Genomic DNA, 19,870 nt, shown 5'->3' on the forward strand with positions numbered 1-19,870 from the left:
GAAACCCTATTCTATTTACAAAGGAGTAACTTGTATGGCAGCAAACCGTATCAACAGAATTAATGAGGAAGTGCGCCGTGAACTTTCAGATGTTCTGCGGGATTTAAAAGACCCCCGCGTGCCGATGATGACAAGTGTCGTGTCGGTTTCCGTTACGCCCGACCTTCGCTATGCCACAGTATATGTAAGCATTTTCGGCAGCGCAGAAGAAAAGAAGGAAGCGCTGAAAGCGCTGAAAAACTCAGCAGGTTTTGTCCGCAGGGAGCTTGGACACCGCTTGAATTTGCGGTACACCCCTGAAATTATTTACAAAGACGACAACTCCATTGAGCATGGCGCCAGAATCAATGAACTTCTTCACAAGGAGGCAAAAACGAATGCTGGGGAAGATAGTTGAAAAACTGAACAAATCAAAAAAGGTTGCAATCTTTACACATTTAAACCCTGACGGAGATGCGCTGGGATCTTCTTTCGCAATGAAGTATGTGTTAGAATCAATCGGAAAAGAAGCGGTCATTTATCTGGAAAAGGAATTGCCTGCGCGGTTTTCCTACCTTGGCAGCGAATATGTTATTGGCGGGGAAAGCACAAAAAGCGATGCGGACACCGCCCTGGTGCTGGACTGCGCTACGTTTGAACGTATGGGAACCTTAGCCGATACCTGCCGGGCGGTTCCCTGTATTTTAAGTGTAGACCACCACTATTCCGGCGACAGTTTTGGCAACTGGTGTCACAAGGAAGTTGCAAGTGCCGCCACGGCACAGATTGTGTATAAGCTTGCGTGCCGCCTAACGGAGGATATTCCGGTTGCTGCCTGTGAAGCTATGTATACAGGGCTTTCCACAGACACGGGGCATTTTAAATACTCCAATGTCACTCCAGAGACCTTTGAAACCGCCGCGGCGCTTTTGTCCCGCGGCATTAACCACAGGAAAATTACAGAAATTCTTTACGATACGGTAAAATATGAAAAACTGATTTTCATGGGCAAGGCGGCGGAACGAATTGAATTTTTTGCCGGCGGCAGAGTGGCAATGCTCAAATGCCCGGAGGATTTTATTGGTACATACGGTTTAAAATATGACGACGTTGAGGAGCTGCCCAACATTGCGCTGAGTGTGGTTGGCGTTGAGGTGGCAATTTTGGTAAAGGATAAGGACGAAACCTCAAAACGCGTTTCCCTCCGCGGGAAAGACGTTTTAGACGTGTCCCGCGCGGCCAGCATGTTTGGCGGCGGCGGACACAAAAACGCAGCAGCCTTTGTTGCGGTAGGGGACGTTGACGCAGTTTTACAGAAATTAGTGAACATTATTACAGAAAATTTGGGAGAAACCAATGTTTGAATCGGGACTTAAGACAATTGAGCTGTTTACAGACGGCGCGTGCAGTGGAAATCCCGGCCCCGGCGGTTATGGCGTTGTTCTAAAATATAAAGGCCACGCGAAAGAATTGTCGGAAGGGTTTTTGCTCACCACCAACAACCGCATGGAAATTTTGGCGGTGATTAAAGGCCTGGAAGCGTTAAACGAAACCTGTAACGTAAGCGTTTTCAGCGACAGCAAATATGTGATTGACGCAATTACAAAGGGCTGGGTTTACAAGTGGGAAGCAAACGGCTGGATGCGGAACAAGAAGGACCCGGCCGTGAATGTGGATCTGTGGGAACGCCTTTTGGTTTTGTTAGACGAACACAATGTGGAGTTTCATTGGGTGAAGGGCCATGCTGGGCACCCGGAAAACGAGCGGTGCGACAGACTGGCTGTGGCGGCCGCCGCAGGCGAAGACTTGGCAGAGGATGAAGGATACACTCCGGAGGAATTGTAAACCATGTATTTTGATACGCATACACATTTGGACGACGAAAAGTTCGATCCAGACCGCGAACTTGTGATAGAAAACTTAAAAAAGGAAGGCGTTTCCCTGGCGGTGAACGTGGGGGCTGACCTTACGTCTTCAAAAAACAGCATTGCTCTTGCCGAGCAGTATGATTTTATTTATGCCGCGGTGGGCGTTCACCCAAACGAGGTGGGCGAAATGCAGGACGAAGATTTAGAAACCCTGGCGGACATGGCAAAGCATGAAAAAGTGGTTGCCATTGGCGAAATCGGTTTGGACTACCACTATGACGAGCCAGGCAGAGATGTGCAAAAGCTTTGGTTTGAAAAACAGCTGCACCTGGCGCAGGCTTTAAACATGCCGTTTATTGTCCACGACCGGGACGCACATCAAGATACGCTGGAACTGCTGAAAAAAGTGGGATATTATAACGGCGTAATGCACTGCTTTTCCGGAAGCTGTGAAATGGCAAAAATTTTGCTGGATTTGGGCTTTTACATCTCCATTGCCGGGCAGGTGACATTTAAAAATGCGCCGAAGGTGAAAGAGGTTGCAAAAATGGTGCCGGCGGACCGCCTGTTCATTGAAACCGACAGCCCGTATTTGACGCCTGAACCCCACAGGGGAGAGCGGAACAATTCGGCCAATGTAAAGTTCACCTGCGCTAAAATCGCCGAGCTGAAAGGAATTTGCGCAGAGGAACTGGCAAAGGTAACTTTGGAGAACGGCAAAAAATTTTATGGTATCAGGTGATTTATTTGACGATATGCTATGTGCTTGAAAACACACTTTATATAAACGTGACAAACCGCTGCACAAACCGGTGTTCGTTCTGCGTCCGCGATAAGGACTGCGGCATCGGCGATGTGAACCTTTGGCTGGAAAAAGAGCCAACGGTGGAAGAAATGATAGAAGACATAAAACGGTTTAATCCCCAAAAGTATGATGAGGTGGTGTTCTGCGGTTACGGAGAGCCTACCATGCGTTTAGATGCGGTTCTTGCCTGTGCAAAATTCATAAAAGAAAATTTTGACTCAAAAATCCGCATTAACACCAACGGGCAGGCAAACCTGTTCTACGGCGAAAATGTTGCGCCGCGTTTTCATGGACTGATTGATGTTGTGTCGATCAGTTTAAATGCAAAAAACGCAGAGGAATATGACGAACTGTGTAAGAGCATTTATGGAAAAGAAAGCTTTCAGGGGTTAATTGATTTTGCAAAAGCATGTAAAAAAGTTGTTCCCGAGGTGGTTATGAGCGTGGTTGACGTTTTGCCCCCGGAAGACATTGAGGCCTGCAGGAAAATTGCAGAAGACGCAGGCGCGCGTCTGCGGGTACGGGATCTGATTGAATAGCTTATTATAATGCATCTGGGCGGGCCCGGCCGGGTGTTATTTTAAAATTTCGGGCAGAAAGGTATGGAATGAAACATGGAAAACGCAAAAAAAAGAATTTTTTCAGGCGTTCAGCCGTCAGGCGATTTGACACTGGGAAACTACATAGGGGCGATTAAAAACTGGGCAAAGCTGCAGGACGACTATGAATGCATCTACTGTATTGTGGATTTACATTCCATCACCGTGCGGCAAACCCCGGCGGATTTGCGGCGCAGAACGCTGGAGGTTTTAATGCAGTATATGGCGGCGGGGATTGATCCGGAAAAATCGGTGATTTTTATCCAGTCCCACGTAAGCGCGCACGCAGAACTTGCATGGGTTCTGGGCTGTAACGCGCAGATGGGCGAGCTTTCCCGCATGACCCAGTTTAAGGAAAAATCGAAAAAGCATGCTGATAACATCAATGCGGGACTGTTTACCTACCCCGTTTTAATGGCGGCGGATATTTTGGTCTATCAGGCGGATTTGGTGCCGGTGGGCCACGACCAGCTGCAGCATGTTGAAATCGCCAGGGATATTGCAAACCGGTTTAACCATTACTACAGCGACACCTTTACCATTCCCGAGGCATATATTCCAAAGGTTGGGCAGCGGATTATGAGTTTGCAGTCGCCGGAAAATAAAATGTCGAAATCTGACCCCAATCCCAACGGCTGTATCCGGCTTTTAGACGACAAAGACACCATTATCAGAAAATTTAAACGTGCGGTGACCGATTCGGGCAGCGAAATTAAAAGTGCTGCCGATAAGCCGGGCGTGACAAACCTGTTGTCGATTTATTCCGCCGTGACAAACAAGACGGTGGAAGAGGCTGAGAAGGACTTTGAAGGCAAGGGTTACGGCGAGTTTAAGCTGGCTGTGGGTGAAGCGGTTGCAGACACGTTGGCCCCTGTTCAGGCAGAATTTTGCCGGCTTCAGGGCGATAAGGAGTATGTGGAGTCGGTGTATAAAAAGGGTGCCGAGGCCGCAAGCTATATTGCCAGCAAAACGCTGCGCAAGGTTTATAAAAAAGTAGGATTTATTGCGAAATAATTGTGGAGAAACGATATGAGAATTGACAAATTTTTAAAAGTATCAAGAATTATAAAACGGCGGACGCTGGCGAATGAAGCGTGTGACAGCGGCCGTGTATATGTCAACGGAAATTCCGTAAAAGCGTCTTACGACGTGAAAGCGGGCGACATTTTAGAGCTTCGGTTCGGCGAAAAAATTTCGAAGTTTGAAGTTTTAAAGGTGGCGGAGCATACGACAAAAGACGGCGCGGCAGAACTTTACCGCGTGTTGAATTAGAAAGGAACAGGCAAACGGGTATGTGGAATGCAATTTTGTTTATTGCTGTAATTTATCTAATCGTACAGGCGTTCCGGTTCAATGTTTTTATTGGAATTGGAGCGGTATTGGCGGTGATTGCATACGGGTATTTTAGATGGTATTCTGAGTTTTGCACCACCAGAGCGAAAGCGGTCTATTCAAAAGACCCTGAAAAGGCGCTCGAATGGTTTGAGCGCGGCTTTCGGCGCGGCATGACCATTGGCCAGCAGGAGGCCTATGCTTATTATCTGCTCCGCGAGGGAAAAACTGAGCGAGCGGAGGAGATTTATAACCATCTTTTAATTCAGAGGCTGAAACCCGAACTCCGGCTGAAGCTGCGGGCAGACTTAGCGGTGCTGCTTTTGAAAACCGGCAGGATTGACGAGGCAATTGAAGAGTTGGAAGAAGTTACGGTGAATTATGTTAACACCACTACCTATGGGACTTTGGGATATTTGTATCTTCTAAAGAACAACAGAAGAAAAGCGGAAAGCTACAACAGGGAAGCATATGACTATAACTCGTCAGACCCTGTTATTTTGGATAATTGTGTTCAGCTTTACATTAAAATGGGCAGGTTCAGCGAGGCGAAGAAATATGCAGACGAGCTGATTGAAAAAAAGCCTTATTTTGTGGAGGCCTATTACGACGCGGCCTATGTGTATATGAAGCTCGGTGATTTTGACACTGCGCTGGATTTGGTGGAAGACGGCAAAAAGTGCAGAATTACGTTTATGTCTACCATTAAGGCCGACGAACTGGAAACATTTGAAAAGAGCCTGCAGGAGAAAAATGCAGACATTCCCCACAAGCTGGGTTCCTTTTCAAGCAATGCCCAGAGCGAGGAAACACAAGAGGAGGATTTAGAATATTACGATGACGGCGAGGAAGAGCCGGTTATTGAATATGAAGAACTTCCCGATTTAGAAGATGACGAAAACGATCCCTTTATTTAGAAATAGATGGGAGAAAAAATGAACCAAAAAACATTTCAGACACTGGAATTTAATAAAATATTATACATGCTGAAAGGCTACACACAAAACGAAAAGGTGCAGGAGCGGATTTTAAATTTAGCCCCGGAAACAGACCTTGCCCGGGTGAAGCGAATGCAGCAGGAAACCACTGAGGCGGCGGGAGTGCTGCTGCGCCGGGGCAGCGCGCCGGGCTTTACTGTATCAGACGTGAGCGGCGCGGTGATGCGCACCGGGCGCGGCGGCGCCATGACCATGCATGAACTGCTTTCTTTAAGCACGGCGATGTCCACGGCCCGCAGGCTGAAAGCATATATCGAGGAGGATAAGCCCAGCGAAGGAACGAACCTGCGCGCGCTTTCAGATGCCTTAGAAAACTTAAAACAGGTTGAAAACGAAATCAACGAAAAAATTATCAGCGAGGACGAAATGGCCGACGGAGCCAGCCCCGCTCTTTTTGCTATTCGCAGAAAATTAAAAACACAGGCCGGAAAAATCCGCGACACGCTGAATTCTATCATTACGTCCGGTCGGTTTCAAAAGTTTTTGCAGGAACCTATTATCACGATGCGGGGAGAACGGTATGTGGTTCCGGTGAAAGCCGAAAATAAGAATGAAATTAAGGGCATTGTTCACGACGCATCGTCGTCTGGCTCTACGGTGTTTATTGAGCCTGCCAGCGTGGTGGAAATGACCAACGAAATTACGGAACTGAAGGGCAAGGAAAAGGAAGAAATTGAGCGGATTTTATATGAACTGTCCGCCTTTGTGTCAGAGTTTGCAGAACAAATTCTTGCCAATTTTAACACGGTTTATGAGCTGGATTTTATCTTTTGCAAGGCGCGGCTGTCCCTTTCTCAAAACGCGGCGGAGCCAGAGTTAAACGACCAGGGCGTTATCCGGATAAAGAGCGGGCGGCACCCGCTTTTGGACAAAACGCGCGTGGTGCCCATTGACATATCGTTAGGCGACGTTTACGACACGCTGATTATTACCGGCCCGAACACAGGCGGAAAAACAGTGTCCCTTAAAACATTGGGGCTGTTTACGTTAATGGCCCAGTCAGGCCTGCACATCAGCGCCGCCTCCGGCAGCACCATGGCGGTGTTCGACAACGTATTCGCCGACATTGGCGATGAACAGAGCATTGAGCAGAATTTATCCACCTTTAGCTCTCACATTGTGAATTTGGTGGGCATTTTAAATGAGGTCACACAAAATTCCCTTGTGCTGGCAGATGAGCTGGGCGCGGGAACAGACCCCACCGAAGGCGCGGCCCTGGCGGTTTCCATTATTGAATATTTAAGAAACTTCGGCGCGCGCATTGCCGCTACAACGCACTACAGCGAGCTTAAAATGTATGCTTTATCCACGCAGGGAGTGGAAAACGCATCCTGCGAGTTTGATGTTGCCACTCTTTCGCCTACCTATCGCCTGATGATTGGCGTGCCTGGCAAAAGCAACGCCTTTGCCATTTCCAAACGGCTTGGCCTGAGTGAAACCGTAATTGAAAACGCAAAAAAGCGGATTACTGACGACAATATTAAATTAGAAGACGTAATAGCGGGATTAGAGGAGAGCAGAAAACGGGCGGAGGAAGACAGGCGTTTGGCGGAAAACGCCTCCCGGGATGCGCGGATTTTTAAAGAAAACATGCGCAGGGAATTAGACAGGCTGGAGGAGAAAAAGGCAAAGCTCATGCAGCAGGCCCGCGCAGACGCCATGGCGATTGTGGAGAGTGCGAAAAAACAGTCCCAAGAGGCGCTGCGGGAGTTTCGGGAGCTGAAAAACACAACCGCTTACCGCGAGGCAATGGAAAAGGCGGAAAAAGCAAAGGATGCTTTAAGGCGGGAGTCGGAAAAAATTACACAGGGCGCAGGAAAAGACAGGCCCAGAGTAAAAACCTTGAAGAAGGTGAAGCTGGGCGAAACCGTTCACATTGTGTCGCTGGACACCGACGCATCTGTTTTAACCTTGCCGGACAAAAAAGGCGCGCTGTTTGTTCAGGCGGGCATTATGAAAATTAGAACGAATTTAAGCGATTTAACCTCCGGAAAAGAACAGGTTCAGGACAAAAAGACGCAGGGGAAGACGATTTCTGCTACCTTTAAGGCGTCGAAGCAGGCCAGCGTATCAATGGAAAAGGATGTTCGCGGGCTCACGCTGGACGAGGCAATTTTAGAAGTGGATAAGTTTTTGGACGACTGCTACCTCTCTTCCTTACATGAGGTAACCATTATTCACGGCAAGGGAACGGGCGTTCTGCGCGCGGGCATCGGCGAATTTTTAAGGCGGCACCCCTGCGTGGATAGCTACCGGGCAGGAAGATATGGTGAAGGAGAAATGGGCGTGACGGTTGTTACGCTGAAAGATAAATAGGAGTGGTGGTAAAATGGAGATAAAACCGGGAAAATACCGTCATTTTAAAGGAAATGAATATGAGGTGCTGGGCGTTGGCCTCCATTCGGAAACGCTGGAGGAAATGGTTGTTTACCGCGCACTGTACGGCGACCGCGGTTTATGGGTGCGCCCGGCGGCCATGTGGAATGAGATGGTTGAGAAGGACGGAGAAAAGATAACACGGTTTTCGTATATCGGAGAATAAATATAGGGGGCATGCAGCGTGAAAGACATTTTTATGATAGGGAACACCCATTACGATCCGGTGTGGCTGTGGAGGTGGGACGAAGCGCTGTCCTCCATAACGGCGACCTTTCGTTCGGTCTTGCAAAGAATGGAGGAAACGCCGGATTTTTGCTATTCTTTTTCAGCTCCGGCTGTGCTAGAGCAAATTGAAAAGACAAATCCGGCGCTATTTTGCGAGATAAAACAGCGGGTGGCCGAGGGCCGGTGGGACCTTGCTGAGGGCTGGTGGCTTCAGGCCGATACCAATGCCGCTTCCGGCGAAAGCTATGTGCGGCAGGGCCTTTACGGTCAGCGCTATCTGCTGCAAAAATTCGGTAAAATGTCCCGCGCGGCGTTTAATATCGACAGCTTCGGCCACTGCTCCAATCTTCCCCAAATCCTGGCAGGATGCGGTATTGAGTTTTATTGTTTTTGGCGTCCCAATCAGGCACAGTATGAACTGGACGCTCCTCTTTTTGTTTGGGAGGGCGGCGCAGGAAAAAGCGTGCTGGCTTACCGTGTGGGCGGCGACGGCGGCGAAATTTTCACCGAGCATTTTGAGGAGGACACGCTGAAAAAAGTGGCGGAGAATCCCGATGGGCAAGACCTTTTGGTGGTGTTCGGTGTAACAGACCACGGCGGCGCGCCAACAAAGGAAGCAATCTCGAAAATTGAGCAATATCGTGTTACATATCAAGACAAGGTACAGTTTCGCTTTGGAACGGTGGAGGACTATTTTGACCGTCAGAAAGGAAAGGATTTAGGCCGCATTAAGGGTGAAATACAGGTAACGTTTATTGGGCCTTATTCAAATTTTACGGAAATTAAGAAAAACAACCGGTTGGCAGAGTATGGAGCGTTAAACGCAGAAAAAGCGTCTGTTTTGGCTGAAAAACTGGTTGGAATGGAATATCCGGCAGAGAAGCTGCGGAAAAGCTGGCAGGACATTTTGTTTAACCAGTTTCACGACATCTTGGGCGGCGCCTGCATTGAAGATGCTTATTTCGACGCCCGCAACCTCCACGGAAGAAGCCTGCAAACCACAAATGAAATTGTGACGTTTGCCCTGCAGGCCATGACGAACAACATAAAAATGCCGGGAAAAAATCCTGACAACGAATGGAATTTAGTTGTTTGGAATTTAAACTGTGCGGCATTTTGCGGCGCGATTGAGGCAGAGGTGCAGTGGGCCTGGGAATTTCCGTGGTATGAAGGCGGCATTGAACTGATTGACGAGCTGGGAGAAAAAATTCCGTGCCAGATTATCCGCGAAAAATCGGTTGTGCCGGGCTTTCGTTCCCGCTTTGCGTTTACAGCAAAAATTCCGGCGTTGGGATACCGCTCCTTTATCGTGAAAAAAACAAACAAGCCATGCGGCCATATCATACCAAAACCTGTTATCGGCGCCGAACACGGCCGTTTCCGTGTAGATGTTTCCTCCGGCGCACCTGCACTGTATGAAAACGGACAGCTGCTGACAGAATGTTTTTTGCGTCCCTATGCCTTAGAGGACCAGTGCGACACCTGGGGCTTTAATAAGACGGTTTATGAGGATAAAAAACAATATCTTACGCTTGAGTCGGCAGAGGTAACAGAAGACGGGCTATGCCTTACAAAACTGAAAACTACATGGCGGTTTGGCCATTCCGTGGCGGAGGTTTACTACACGCTTTATAATGAACATATTGACTGCGACTATCGTGTGTTATGGCAAGAAAAAGGCTTTGCGCTGAAATTGGAGCTTCAGGGTAGAAGCAATCATTTGCGTTGTTTTGCATCTTCGCCATATGGCTTTGAGGCGCGGCCTGCCTCTGAATTTGAAAAGCCTGTTGGCGAGCACATTTCCTTAATTTCTGAAAATAGCGGCTTTTATGTTGCAATGGACAGCATTTTTGCCTATCATTTTTCCGGCAGCAGCATTGGCTTAACGCTTTTGCGCAACTGCATTTTCGGCGATTTGAGAACAAGGGAGCTGGAAAAAGCGGATTACCGTTATATGGGACAGGGCGAAACGAAGGGCAGGCTGCGGGTGTTTACACAGCGGCCCAAAAACCTTGCGGCGGAAGCAACCGCGTTTAACAATCCGCCCAGGGTGTTGCTTGAGGCGAACCACGCCGGAACGCTAAAATCTTGCGATGGTTTTTTTAACTGTGACAACGATGCACTTTATACAACCGTGGTGAAGAAGCAGGAGGATAACGACAAACTTGTGGTGCGGAGCTTTAACCCCGACAAAGACGCACCCCAAAGCGGGACGGTGACATTGTTTGGCAAAAGTATCAGCGTAAGCTTTCTGCCGGAAGAAATTAAAACATTGACAGAAGACAGCGAAGGCTTTCATGAGAGCAGCATGCTGGAGGAGGATTAGCATGAAAACAAAACCTGTGGCGGCCATTCTGTATGATTTTGATAAAACGCTGTCGACGAAAGATATGCAGGAGTATGCGTTCATTCCTGGCATTGGCATGACGGCAGAGGAGTTCTGGAAGAAGTGTAACCGGCTTACCCAAGAGCACAGTATGGATCAAATTTTGGCGTATATGTATGTGATGCTCACCGAGGCCAGGGGAAAAAAGCTGCTAAACCGGGAAGAATTTAAAAACTTAGGCGAAACGGTGGAGCTTTTTCCCGGCGTGCTTTCCTGGTTCAACCGCGTGAACGCTTATGCGCAAAGGCTGGGGCTGTGTTTGGAGCACTATATCATCTCCTCAGGTTTAAAAGAAATAATAGAAGGAACGCCAATTGCAAAGCAGTTTAAAGGAATTTATGCGGCGGAGTTTTTTTACGACGAGCAAAATGTTCCCGTTTGGCCGGCTATGGCGGTGAACTATACCAGCAAAACCCAGTTTTTGTTCCGCATTAACAAGGGTGTGTTGGACGTGACGGACCACACGGGACTGAACAAATTTACGCCGGAGAACAAGCGCAGAATTCCATTTCAAAACATGATTTACATTGGCGACGGGTTTACCGACGTTCCCTGCATGAAACTGGTAAAGGTAAATGGCGGGCACTCCATTGCGGTTTACAGCGATAAAAAACAAACAGCGATTGACATTATGCACCAGGGTCGGGTGGATTATATTGCCCCTGCAGACTACAGCGAGGCCGGAAAACTGGAGAAAACGGTTTTTGCAGTGTTAGATCTGATTTGCGCGCAAAATGTGGCGCTGGAAATGAATTTTAAGGACTTTCATGAAACAGAATGATAAAAACACAGCCCGGCTTTGGTGCCGGGCTGTGTTTTTTTGTTACCAATATTTTCTGTCTAAACTTCTGTAAAAAATTGCCTGAGCCAAGTGCTCTCTTTTTATGTTTTCACTTCCCTTAAGGTCTGCTACCGTCCGCGACACCTTCAAAATCCGATTATGCGCCCGGGCAGAGAGTCCTAAGTTATGGAACGCATCTTTTAACAGCTTCGATTCCTCCGTTCCTAACGGGCAAAATTCTTCCACCATTTTTGGCGTCATCTGGGCATTACAGTGCACATTTTTTTCACCCTGAAATCGGTTTTCCTGAATTTTTCTTGCTGCCTCCACGCGCTTTCTGATTTCGGCAGAAGGTTCAACAGGTTTTCCGTCTGTTAAATCGCGGTATTTTACCGCGGGCACTTCAATATGTAAATCAATTCTGTCCAGCAAAGGGCCGCTGATTTTGCCCAAATATTGCCGAATTTGCTGTTCAGAACAGGTACATTTTCGCGTACTGTCGCCAAAGTAACCGCATTTACAAGGGTTCATGGCGGCTACCACCATGGAGGAGCTGGGATAGGTTAGCGTAGCGTTTACTCTTGATATGGTCACTACGCCGTCTTCCATAGGCTGGCGCAGCACTTCTAATGCATCTTTTTTAAACTCGGGCAGCTCGTCCAAAAACAGCACGCCGTTGTGGGCCAGGCTGATTTCGCCGGGGCGGGGCATACTCCCGCCGCCGGAAAGGCCGCTGGCAGAAATGGTGTGATGTGGGCTTCTAAAAGGCCGCGTGGTAATCAGCGGAACGTTTTGCGGAAGAAGCCCTGCAATGGAGTGAATTTTTGTCACCTCCAGCGCCTCATAAAGAGAAAGCGCCGGCAAGATAGAGGGCAGGCGCTGGGCCAGCATGGTTTTCCCTGAACCGGGGGAGCCGATGAGCAGACAGTTGTGCCCGCCGGCAGCGGCAATTTCCAAGGCAGTTTTTACGTTTTCCTGACCTTTCACATCTGCAAAATCAAGCAGAGAGTCTGTTTGACGGGAAAAAATTTTATCAATGTCAATTTCGGTTTTTTTAAGCTTTTCTTCTGTGATGAAGTGTTTTATTATATCCAGCAAATTAGCAGCGCCAAAGACATTTAAATCTTTCACGACAGCCGCCTCGGCTGCGTTTTGGGCGGGAAGAATGATATTTTTAATTCCGTTTTCAGCAGCGCAAATTGCCATTGGAAGCGCGCCGACAATTGGACGAAGCTCGCCGGAAAGGGCAATTTCACCCACAAACGCATAATTGGAGAGGTCTGCGTTTAGCTGCTGGGAGCTTGCCAAAAGCCCGATGCAGATGGGCAAATCGTAAATGGGTCCGGCCTTTTTTATGTTGGCAGGGGCCAGGTTCACCGTTATGCGCTGGGTGGGATAGGTTAGTCCGCAGTTCTTCATGGCGGCGCGCACACGCTCGCGGGACTCTTTTACAGCGGCATCGGGCAGACCCACCACGTCAAAGGCCGGCAGGCCGTTGCCAATGTCTGTTTCAACGCCTACCAGATATCCGTCAATTCCGTTTAGCCCCATACTGTTTATTTTTGACAGCAAGTGAAAGTCCCCCTTAAAGTTCAATCAGTTCTTTTGGCGATGCAACCAGGTTTTCATAACCGTCTTCTTTTATAACCACCAAATCTTCAATTCTCACGCCGCCGAAGTTTTCGATATAAATGCCGGGTTCAACCGTCATCAGCTCGCCAGGCAGCAAAATATCGCTGCACTTGGGCGAGAGGGACGGTTTTTCATGCACTTTCAGCCCAACGCTGTGACCTAAGCCGTGACCGAAATATTTACCAAACCCCGCGTCTTTAATCAGGTTTCGCGCAACCGAGTCCACCACGTTGGCCATCGCACCGGCAGAGAGCTCTGACAGGGCGGCTTTCTGCGCCGAAAGCACGGTTTCATAAATTTGTTTTTGTTTGTCGCTGGCCTTTCCCACAACCACGGTTCTGGTCATGTCGCTGCAATAACCTTGAAACTTACAGCCAAAATCCAGGGTGAAAAAGTCGTTTTTTTCAATTACTTTATCCGTGGCTGTGCCGTGGGGCATGGCGCTGCGCACGCCGGAGGCCGCAATGGTTTCAAAAGAAAGCCCCTCGGCGCCGTTTTGCTTCATGTGAAATTCCAGCAAAAGGGCAATTTCCCGTTCTGTTTTGCCCGGGGCAATTTGCGTTAAAATATAGGAAAACGCGTTGTCGGCAAGCTTTGCTGCAGAGGCAATTGCAGCAAGCTCTGTTTCGTCTTTAATCATTCGAATCTCTAATATTTTATCTGATATAGGCAGCCAAACCGATTTATCTGCGATTTTTTCCAGCCCCAAATAGGTTTGAAAGGTCACGAAATCATCTTCAAAACCAATGGTTTGAAGGTTTTCTCCTTTTAAAAATGCAGAGAGGCTTTTTTCTGCAAGATCAATAATTTCAAAATCCGGCGCCTGCTCGTGGGCCTGCACCGTATAGCGCGAGTCGGTAAACAAAAGGCGGCGGTTTTGATCAATAAAAAGCGCGCCCTCGCCCCCCGTAAAGCCCGAAAAATAGTAAATATTTTCCGGGGAGGTGATGAGGCTGGCGCAGGGTGAAGCTTTGGTAAGCTTTTGCGTGCGTTTAATATACAACGTTTTGTTTCCCTCCGGTTTCAAATCATTTCATTTAATGATACGATAAATATCCCAATAAACTTACTTTAATACCAGCGCCCGCAGGCGCAAGTATATTTTCAAGTTTTATTATATCAGTCTTTACATATCTTTTCAATAAAAATCATATATAATACAAAACGAAATATTGGAGTTTGCCATGAAAAGCTTTTTAAAAGAAAATTTTACACATATTCTGTTTTTAATTTTAGTTGGCTTGGTGCTGATTTTGTGGGGAAGGCTCATCGCCGGGGAATTTATAACAAACGCAGCTACCCGCGGACTTAACACCACACAGGACCGGGTGCGGTGCGCCGAAAGCTACGGCTGGCAGGTTGACCCGACCAGCGAAACACAGGAGAATGTTTATATTCCCCAGGAGTTTGACGATGTTTATAACCGCTACAACCGCTTGCAGAGAATGTGTGGCTTCGACCTTTACAAATACCGCGGAAAAGGCGTAATACGCTACACCTTTCGGGCATTAAATTTTCCCGGGGCAGAAGATGCGGAGGTTTTTGTAAACATTTTGGTTTATGACGGAAAAATGATTGGCGGCGACTGCATGACCGTGGCGTTAGACGGTTTTATGGTGCCCATTGACCGGCGTTTTTTGGACTAAAGGCAAATGCTCACATCGCCGGAGTTCAGCGCGGCGGTGTTGCCGTTTGGCAGGCGCACGATAAGGTTTGCATCGCTGTCGATATCCTCAGCAACCGCCGGGCCGGCATAAGACCCGGCTAGAATTTCAATTTTACGGTTCAAAATACAGGAGGCCTCTTTATATTCCTCAATATAATCTTTTTGCTCTAACGTTTCATATAGCCTGTCGAACTGCGTAAGCACTTCGGCAATCAGCTTGTTTTTTAAATCGTCGGGAAGCGGATGTGAAATTTCTGAAAGGTTTGTCGTTTTAAAGGCAAACTCCTCGGGATATCCGTTTTCCGGCGGTTTTATGTTAATTCCAATTCCTAAAACCGCATAATTTAAATAGCCCGATTCAATTTCCATAGACGCCTCTGTTAAAATTCCGCACAGCTTTTTGTTGTTAAAATAAACATCGTTTACCCATTTTATTTGTGTGTCGGCATGCAGCAGGAGTTTTATGGCCCGGCGCACTGCAACAGACGCGGCTACGGTAATGAAAACAGAGTCTGCCGCCTTTAATCGCGGGCGGAGCAGCAGGCTGAAATATACGCCGCAGCCTCTGGGTGAAAAAAAGCGTTTGCCGCGGCGTCCTTTGCCGCCGGTTTGCATCTCTGTCACCACAACGGTGCCCTCTTGAGCGCCGTTTTGCGCCAATTCCTTTAAGGCGGTGTTTGTGGAATTTACTTCATCTAAATGAACAATTTTGTGTTTGTTTCCGTTTAAATATTTATAAATGCCGCTGGGGGAAATGATGTCGTTCTTTTCAGAAAACACATATCCTAAGCGGCTGGTAGCATCGAATTTATAGCCTGAATCCCGCAGGCCGGAAATGGCCTTGTTCACTGCCGCGCGGCTCACGCCCAGGCTTTTTGCAATGTCGCTGCCGGAAATCAGCGTTCCGCGGTTTTGCTCAAAAAGTTCTAACAATTTTTCTTTCATGGATTTCACCTCTTGCTTTTATACTACAATAAATTGCAGAAAAAGTCAATTGTAAACCGATTGGTTATGCGGTAATGATATTGTATAAATTACAAAATAGTATTGAAAATTTTTATAAATAATAGTATAATTAGCTCAATGCGACTCGTTTGGAGGCGGTAAAATACACTTTTAAGGGGATGAGGCATATGAATGAAAAATTTAATAAATATAAAAATCATATTATCAGCCTCTGCGGAGTGGATTGTAATTTGTTTGATGTGCGGCTGAGAAAATTTTTAGAAGTACCCAGCTTCTGCCAAACCTGCCCGCGCTATCCAGATCATGCCAATACGCATTTATACGGCTGTTACGAGGCACAGCGCTGGGACGATAAGTATATTTATTACTGCCCGAGAGGGTTTATCTTTATTGCAGTTGCAATTTGTGATGAAATGCATATCATGGACTACGGCGTAATTGCAGGACCTATTTTAATGGGCGAGCCTGACGAAGAACAAAATGCGTTTTTAGGTATTATTCCCCATTTGAGCACGAAAAACGTCAATGATTTAACCGAGCTTATGGTTCCGGTTTTTTGCCGGACGTTACAGTTCGGCAGACAGTGGGAAGATATTCAGACAAAAGACTTTTTAAATGCCGTATATGACGCGGCGGCGGAAAACACGGACATAAAAAAAGAGCAATATCCGATTTCGCTGGAAAACGATTTGCGCGACTCTATTATAAACGGCAATAAAAAGAGGGCAAAGGAGATTTTAAATCTGCTGCTGGGCCATATATTTTTCCATTCGGCAGGAGAACTTGATAAAATTAAAGAACGAATCACTGAGCTGATTGTTCAGCTATCAAGATTTTCGATTGAAGGCGGCGCGGAAATTTCTCAGATTTTTTCGCTTAATCATAACTACTTAAAAGAAGTGGAACGTTTTGAAAATATTGAACAGCTCAGTGTGTGGTTGAGCAGTGTGATGAATGAATATTTCAGCTATGTGTTCGAATTGCAGGACGTGAAGCACGCGGACAGCATTTATAAGGCAGAGCGGTTTATAAAAGAAAATTATATGCAGAAGCTATCGTTAAACGACGTTGCGGGACACGTATATTTAAGCAAAGCGTATTTAAGCAAAATATTTAAAGAGGAAACGGGCATTAGCTTAGTAAATTATATTAACCGGCTTCGTATTGACAAAAGCAAGACGCTTTTAAAAGACCATTCCCTGTCTTTAGCAGACATAGCAGCACTGGTGGGATTTGACGACCAGAGCTACTTTTCAAAAATATTTAAAGGCATAACTGGTGTTTCTCCCGGAAAATACCGCAAAAATCCTTCAAAATAATAACAATAAAACGGAGCCTTTTTATAAAAACAGGCTCCGTTTATGTATAAAATCAATATAAAATTCCGCCGAAATATGTAACTGTGTTTGCACCGTTTATATATTTCATACCGCATGCCTCTGCCAAAGACGACACTTGAATGCTGTAAGATTCCAGAGAGGCGATTTTTTCTTCCGGAAAACGGCACGGCTCGTCGCTGACAGCGGCGCATTCTTCACAGAAGCGGCAGCCTCCGGCTCCCAGCAGCAGAAACTGAGAATCCGCTTGTTTGCATATTGCATGTACGTCTCTGATCAGCTTTTGAAAATTGCGGCTGCTTTCCTGCATTCCTTCAACATCGAAAGAATCTTCTAATTGATAAATTTTTTGAAAAACCAATATATTTTTAAAGGTTTTTGCTTTTGCAATCAGTTCTTTTGTGTTTCCAACGCGGGGAGGACATGTCCAGTTCTTGCCGTAATTCCCGCAGGCATTGCTTTCACACAGCGAAATCAGCGACGGCTCGAAACGAATTTGCTCCACGGGCAGAACAGCGGCGTGATCCATACCGAAATCATAAATTTTTTGTTCCAGCTCTTTCATAACGCAATCACGCACCGGCACAAATTTTCAGCGCAACATCAGAAGCGGAAGCCGCATCGGTTGTATAATAATCTGCGCCGATGCTGTCGCAGAATTCCTGTGTAATGGGAGCGCCGCCGACCATAATTTTCACTTTGTCGCGGATTCCTTTCTCTTCTGCCTTTGCAACCACATTTTTCATTTCAACCATTGTTGTGGTCAGCAATGCGCTGCAGCAGATAACCTGCGCGTTGTTTTCAATTGCCTTTTCAACAAATGTTTCCGGTGAAACGTCAACGCCCAAATCAATTACTGTGAGACCTTTGCCCTCTAACATCATTTTTACAAGATTTTTGCCAATGTCGTGTAAATCACCCTTAACCGTTCCTACAACTGCAGTTCCGCTGGATTTCACTCCTGCAGTTGCCAAATGCGGCTTAAGCAATTCCGTGCCGGCGTTCATAGCGCGGGCGGCGATTAAAACCTCAGGAACAAAAACTTCATTGTTTTTAAACTTTTCACCAATAATACTCATTCCGCTCAGCAGACCCTTTTCAAGAATTTCCTGCGGTGCAATTCCTTCTTCAATTGCCTGGGCAACCAGCTCTTTCACCTGTTTTGCTCTTCCCTGCTGCAGAAATGTGCTCATCTCTTCTAAAATATTCATTTCATAACTTCCTTTCATTTTTACTTAATATTATATTATCTTTATTTTAATATAAACCGCAAATCTTGTATAGAAAAATTTTTTGATTTTTTGAAATATTTTATCTATTCTGCTTTATCAAGTTGCAATCCGTTTCTTTTTTTGTTATGCTAATATCACAGCAGACAAGGAAACGAGGAATATTGATGAAAATAACCCTGCAGTCGGACGCAAAAAAAATTTGTATTTCTGTTTTTAACGAAACGCGGATAGACGAAATCATTGCAAAATCGGAATTTAAGCTTACCCGTCCGTGCGGAGGAAATGGAACCTGCGGAAAATGCAAAGTAAAAGCCGTTGGGAATCTGTCTGAAATGAGCGGCGATGAAAAACGTTTTTTGACCAAAGAAGAAATCGGCGCAAACATTCGTCTTGCCTGTTATGCATCAGTTACCGGCGACGCGAATATTACGCTCATCACTTCAAATGAACAAATTCAAGGGGTAACAGACGGATATTTTCCTGACTTTAAAAAAAGTCCCCTTACCGGTGATAAAAACTGTTATGCAATGGCAATTGACATTGGAACAACCACAATTGCAGGATATTTTTATAAAATGCCCGAATGTTTTTGCGTAAAACAGACTTGCAGAACAAACCCTCAAACGCAGTTCGGTGCAGACGTTATTTCGCGCATTCAATTTGCAAACGAGGGTGGATTGAAGACGCTTCAAAAAGCAGTGCAGGACGAAATAGAATCCATGAAAACGGAATTTGGCGAACCGGTGGAACTGTCTGTAATTACGGGAAACACAACAATGCTTCATCTTTTTTCCGGACTTGACCCCAGCGGAATTGCCGTTTCGCCGTTTACGCCAAAGAGCCTGTTTGGAAATTTTCAGGAAAACTTTTACTTGCCGCCGTGCATTTCTGCATATGTCGGCGCGGATATAACAACAGCAATTCTGGCAAGCAACATGCAAAAAGACGGCTCTTCGCTTTTAATTGATATTGGAACCAACGGAGAAATGGCATATTGGAGCAACGGCGGCTTTACCTGCTGTTCAACCGCGGCGGGGCCTGCGTTTGAAGGCGCCGGAATTTCGTGCGGAATGCCGGCCGCATCCGGAGCGATAGACCGTGTTTGGTTAGAAAACGGAATCATCAGGTACCGCACAATCAATCATGCCAAACCCACAGGAATTTGCGGAAGCGGCTTGATGGACGCGGCGGCCTGCCTGTTAAAAGCAGGAATTATAGAAGACAGCGGATATATGGAAGACGATTTTACTTTTCCGGACAGCGCAGTTACCATCACTGCGGCAGATATCCGCCAGATACAGCTTGCGAAAGCGGCAATTCGTGCAGGAATTGAAACTTTGGTTCCAAACGGAGCCGGGCTTGACTGCGTTTATATTGCCGGCGGTTTCGGCAGTTATGTAGATATAGAGAGCTGTATTACAATCGGTCTTCTGCCGCCGTCATTTCAAAATAAGGTTCAGGTTTTGGGCAATGCGGCAGGAACCGGCGCAGCAATGATTTTGCAAAGTACAGAATGTCTGGAAAAAGCAAAGGAAATTGCCGGAAATGCAAAAACAGCGGAATTGTCAGCGAATCCGCAGTTCATGGAGCACTATATGCAGCAGATGATGTTTCCATCTGATTTTGCATAATCAATATAAAACAGCCGACGGACCGCGCGATTGCGTTCCTAACGGCGGAAACGG

The 19,870-nt window shown here is 46.7% G+C and carries 20 protein-coding genes; 15 read left to right on the top strand and 5 right to left on the bottom strand.

Annotated elements, in window-relative coordinates; translation table 11 throughout:
* Positions 1-34: 34 nt before the first annotated feature.
* The 12 genes from rbfA to H8698_RS10060 all read left to right on the top strand — a co-directional run bounded on the left by rbfA (position 35) and on the right by H8698_RS10060 (position 11,352).
* Positions 35-397, top strand: coding sequence for a 30S ribosome-binding factor RbfA (gene rbfA / locus H8698_RS10005; RefSeq protein WP_249313360.1), 363 nt, complete (start codon positions 35-37; stop codon positions 395-397).
* On the top strand, positions 378-1,343 hold the full coding sequence (locus H8698_RS10010; protein WP_249313361.1) for a DHH family phosphoesterase: 966 nt from the start codon (positions 378-380) through the stop codon (positions 1,341-1,343). Before rbfA ends, H8698_RS10010 begins: the two co-directional genes overlap by 20 nt.
* Entirely contained in the window at positions 1,336-1,824 is a 489-nt protein-coding gene (gene rnhA, locus H8698_RS10015) for a ribonuclease HI (RefSeq protein WP_249313362.1), read from the top strand. Before H8698_RS10010 ends, rnhA begins: the two co-directional genes overlap by 8 nt.
* A 3-nt stretch (positions 1,825-1,827) precedes the next feature.
* Entirely contained in the window at positions 1,828-2,589 is a 762-nt protein-coding gene (locus H8698_RS10020; RefSeq protein ID WP_249313363.1) for a TatD family hydrolase, read from the top strand.
* A complete protein-coding gene (locus H8698_RS10025) occupies positions 2,586-3,191 on the top strand; it encodes a TatD family nuclease-associated radical SAM protein (protein WP_249313364.1) in 606 nt (201 codons plus the stop codon). Before H8698_RS10020 ends, H8698_RS10025 begins: the two co-directional genes overlap by 4 nt.
* Before the next feature lie 75 nt (positions 3,192-3,266).
* Positions 3,267-4,265, top strand: coding sequence for a tryptophan--tRNA ligase (gene trpS, locus H8698_RS10030; RefSeq protein ID WP_249313365.1), 999 nt, complete (start codon positions 3,267-3,269; stop codon positions 4,263-4,265).
* Between the two features lie 15 nt (positions 4,266-4,280).
* The gene (locus H8698_RS10035) at positions 4,281-4,523 is read left to right on the top strand and encodes an RNA-binding S4 domain-containing protein (RefSeq protein WP_177678091.1); all 243 of its coding nucleotides are present in this window, start codon (positions 4,281-4,283) and stop codon (positions 4,521-4,523) included.
* A gap of 35 nt (positions 4,524-4,558) precedes the next feature.
* Entirely contained in the window at positions 4,559-5,500 is a 942-nt protein-coding gene (locus H8698_RS10040) for a tetratricopeptide repeat protein (RefSeq protein WP_249313366.1), read from the top strand.
* Between the two features lie 18 nt (positions 5,501-5,518).
* Entirely contained in the window at positions 5,519-7,897 is a 2,379-nt protein-coding gene (locus H8698_RS10045) for an endonuclease MutS2 (protein ID WP_249313367.1), read from the top strand.
* A 13-nt stretch (positions 7,898-7,910) separates the two neighbouring features.
* Positions 7,911-8,123: a DUF1653 domain-containing protein gene (locus H8698_RS10050; RefSeq protein ID WP_249313368.1), complete on the top strand. Its 213-nt coding sequence runs from the start codon at positions 7,911-7,913 to the stop codon at positions 8,121-8,123.
* Between the two features lie 18 nt (positions 8,124-8,141).
* On the top strand, positions 8,142-10,511 hold the full coding sequence (locus H8698_RS10055) for a glycoside hydrolase family 38 N-terminal domain-containing protein (protein WP_249313369.1): 2,370 nt from the start codon (positions 8,142-8,144) through the stop codon (positions 10,509-10,511).
* 1 nt (position 10,512) lies between these two features.
* A complete protein-coding gene (locus tag H8698_RS10060; protein ID WP_249313370.1) occupies positions 10,513-11,352 on the top strand; it encodes an HAD family hydrolase in 840 nt (279 codons plus the stop codon).
* Between the two features lie 42 nt (positions 11,353-11,394).
* Here H8698_RS10060 and H8698_RS10065 read toward each other — a convergent pair whose 3' ends face one another.
* Positions 11,395-12,924 carry a YifB family Mg chelatase-like AAA ATPase gene (locus H8698_RS10065; RefSeq protein WP_249313371.1) on the bottom strand — a complete coding sequence of 510 codons (1,530 nt, stop codon included), beginning with the start codon at positions 12,922-12,924 and terminating at the stop codon, positions 11,395-11,397.
* Positions 12,925-12,937: 13 nt separating this feature from the next.
* Positions 12,938-13,987: a M24 family metallopeptidase gene (locus tag H8698_RS10070; RefSeq protein WP_249313372.1), complete on the bottom strand. Its 1,050-nt coding sequence runs from the start codon at positions 13,985-13,987 to the stop codon at positions 12,938-12,940.
* Between the two features lie 181 nt (positions 13,988-14,168).
* Between H8698_RS10070 and H8698_RS10075 the strand changes: the two genes are divergently transcribed.
* The gene (locus H8698_RS10075) at positions 14,169-14,630 is read left to right on the top strand and encodes a DUF4830 domain-containing protein (protein WP_249313373.1); all 462 of its coding nucleotides are present in this window, start codon (positions 14,169-14,171) and stop codon (positions 14,628-14,630) included.
* Here H8698_RS10075 and H8698_RS10080 read toward each other — a convergent pair.
* Entirely contained in the window at positions 14,627-15,595 is a 969-nt protein-coding gene (locus tag H8698_RS10080) for a biotin--[acetyl-CoA-carboxylase] ligase (protein WP_249313374.1), read from the bottom strand. The two genes, H8698_RS10075 and H8698_RS10080, sit on opposite strands and share 4 nt — an antisense overlap.
* Before the next feature lie 188 nt (positions 15,596-15,783).
* Between H8698_RS10080 and H8698_RS10085 the strand changes: the two genes are divergently transcribed.
* Positions 15,784-16,935: an AraC family transcriptional regulator gene (locus H8698_RS10085; protein WP_177680792.1), complete on the top strand. Its 1,152-nt coding sequence runs from the start codon at positions 15,784-15,786 to the stop codon at positions 16,933-16,935.
* 52 nt (positions 16,936-16,987) lie between these two features.
* Here the strand turns inward: H8698_RS10085 and H8698_RS10090 are convergent, their stop codons facing one another.
* Positions 16,988-17,518: a DUF2284 domain-containing protein gene (locus H8698_RS10090; protein WP_249313375.1), complete on the bottom strand. Its 531-nt coding sequence runs from the start codon at positions 17,516-17,518 to the stop codon at positions 16,988-16,990.
* A gap of 7 nt (positions 17,519-17,525) precedes the next feature.
* Positions 17,526-18,164, bottom strand: coding sequence for a corrinoid protein (locus H8698_RS10095; protein ID WP_177680796.1), 639 nt, complete (start codon positions 18,162-18,164; stop codon positions 17,526-17,528).
* 185 nt (positions 18,165-18,349) lie between these two features.
* Here H8698_RS10095 and H8698_RS10100 point away from each other — a divergent pair, with 185 nt between their 5' ends.
* Positions 18,350-19,816 (top strand): ASKHA domain-containing protein, encoded by a 1,467-nt coding sequence (locus H8698_RS10100; RefSeq protein WP_249313376.1) that lies wholly within the window; start codon positions 18,350-18,352, stop codon positions 19,814-19,816.
* Positions 19,817-19,870: the final 54 nt, after the last annotated feature.

This window comes from Congzhengia minquanensis, assembly GCF_014384785.1.
GTDB lineage: Bacteria > Bacillota > Clostridia > UBA1381 > UBA9506 > Congzhengia > Congzhengia minquanensis.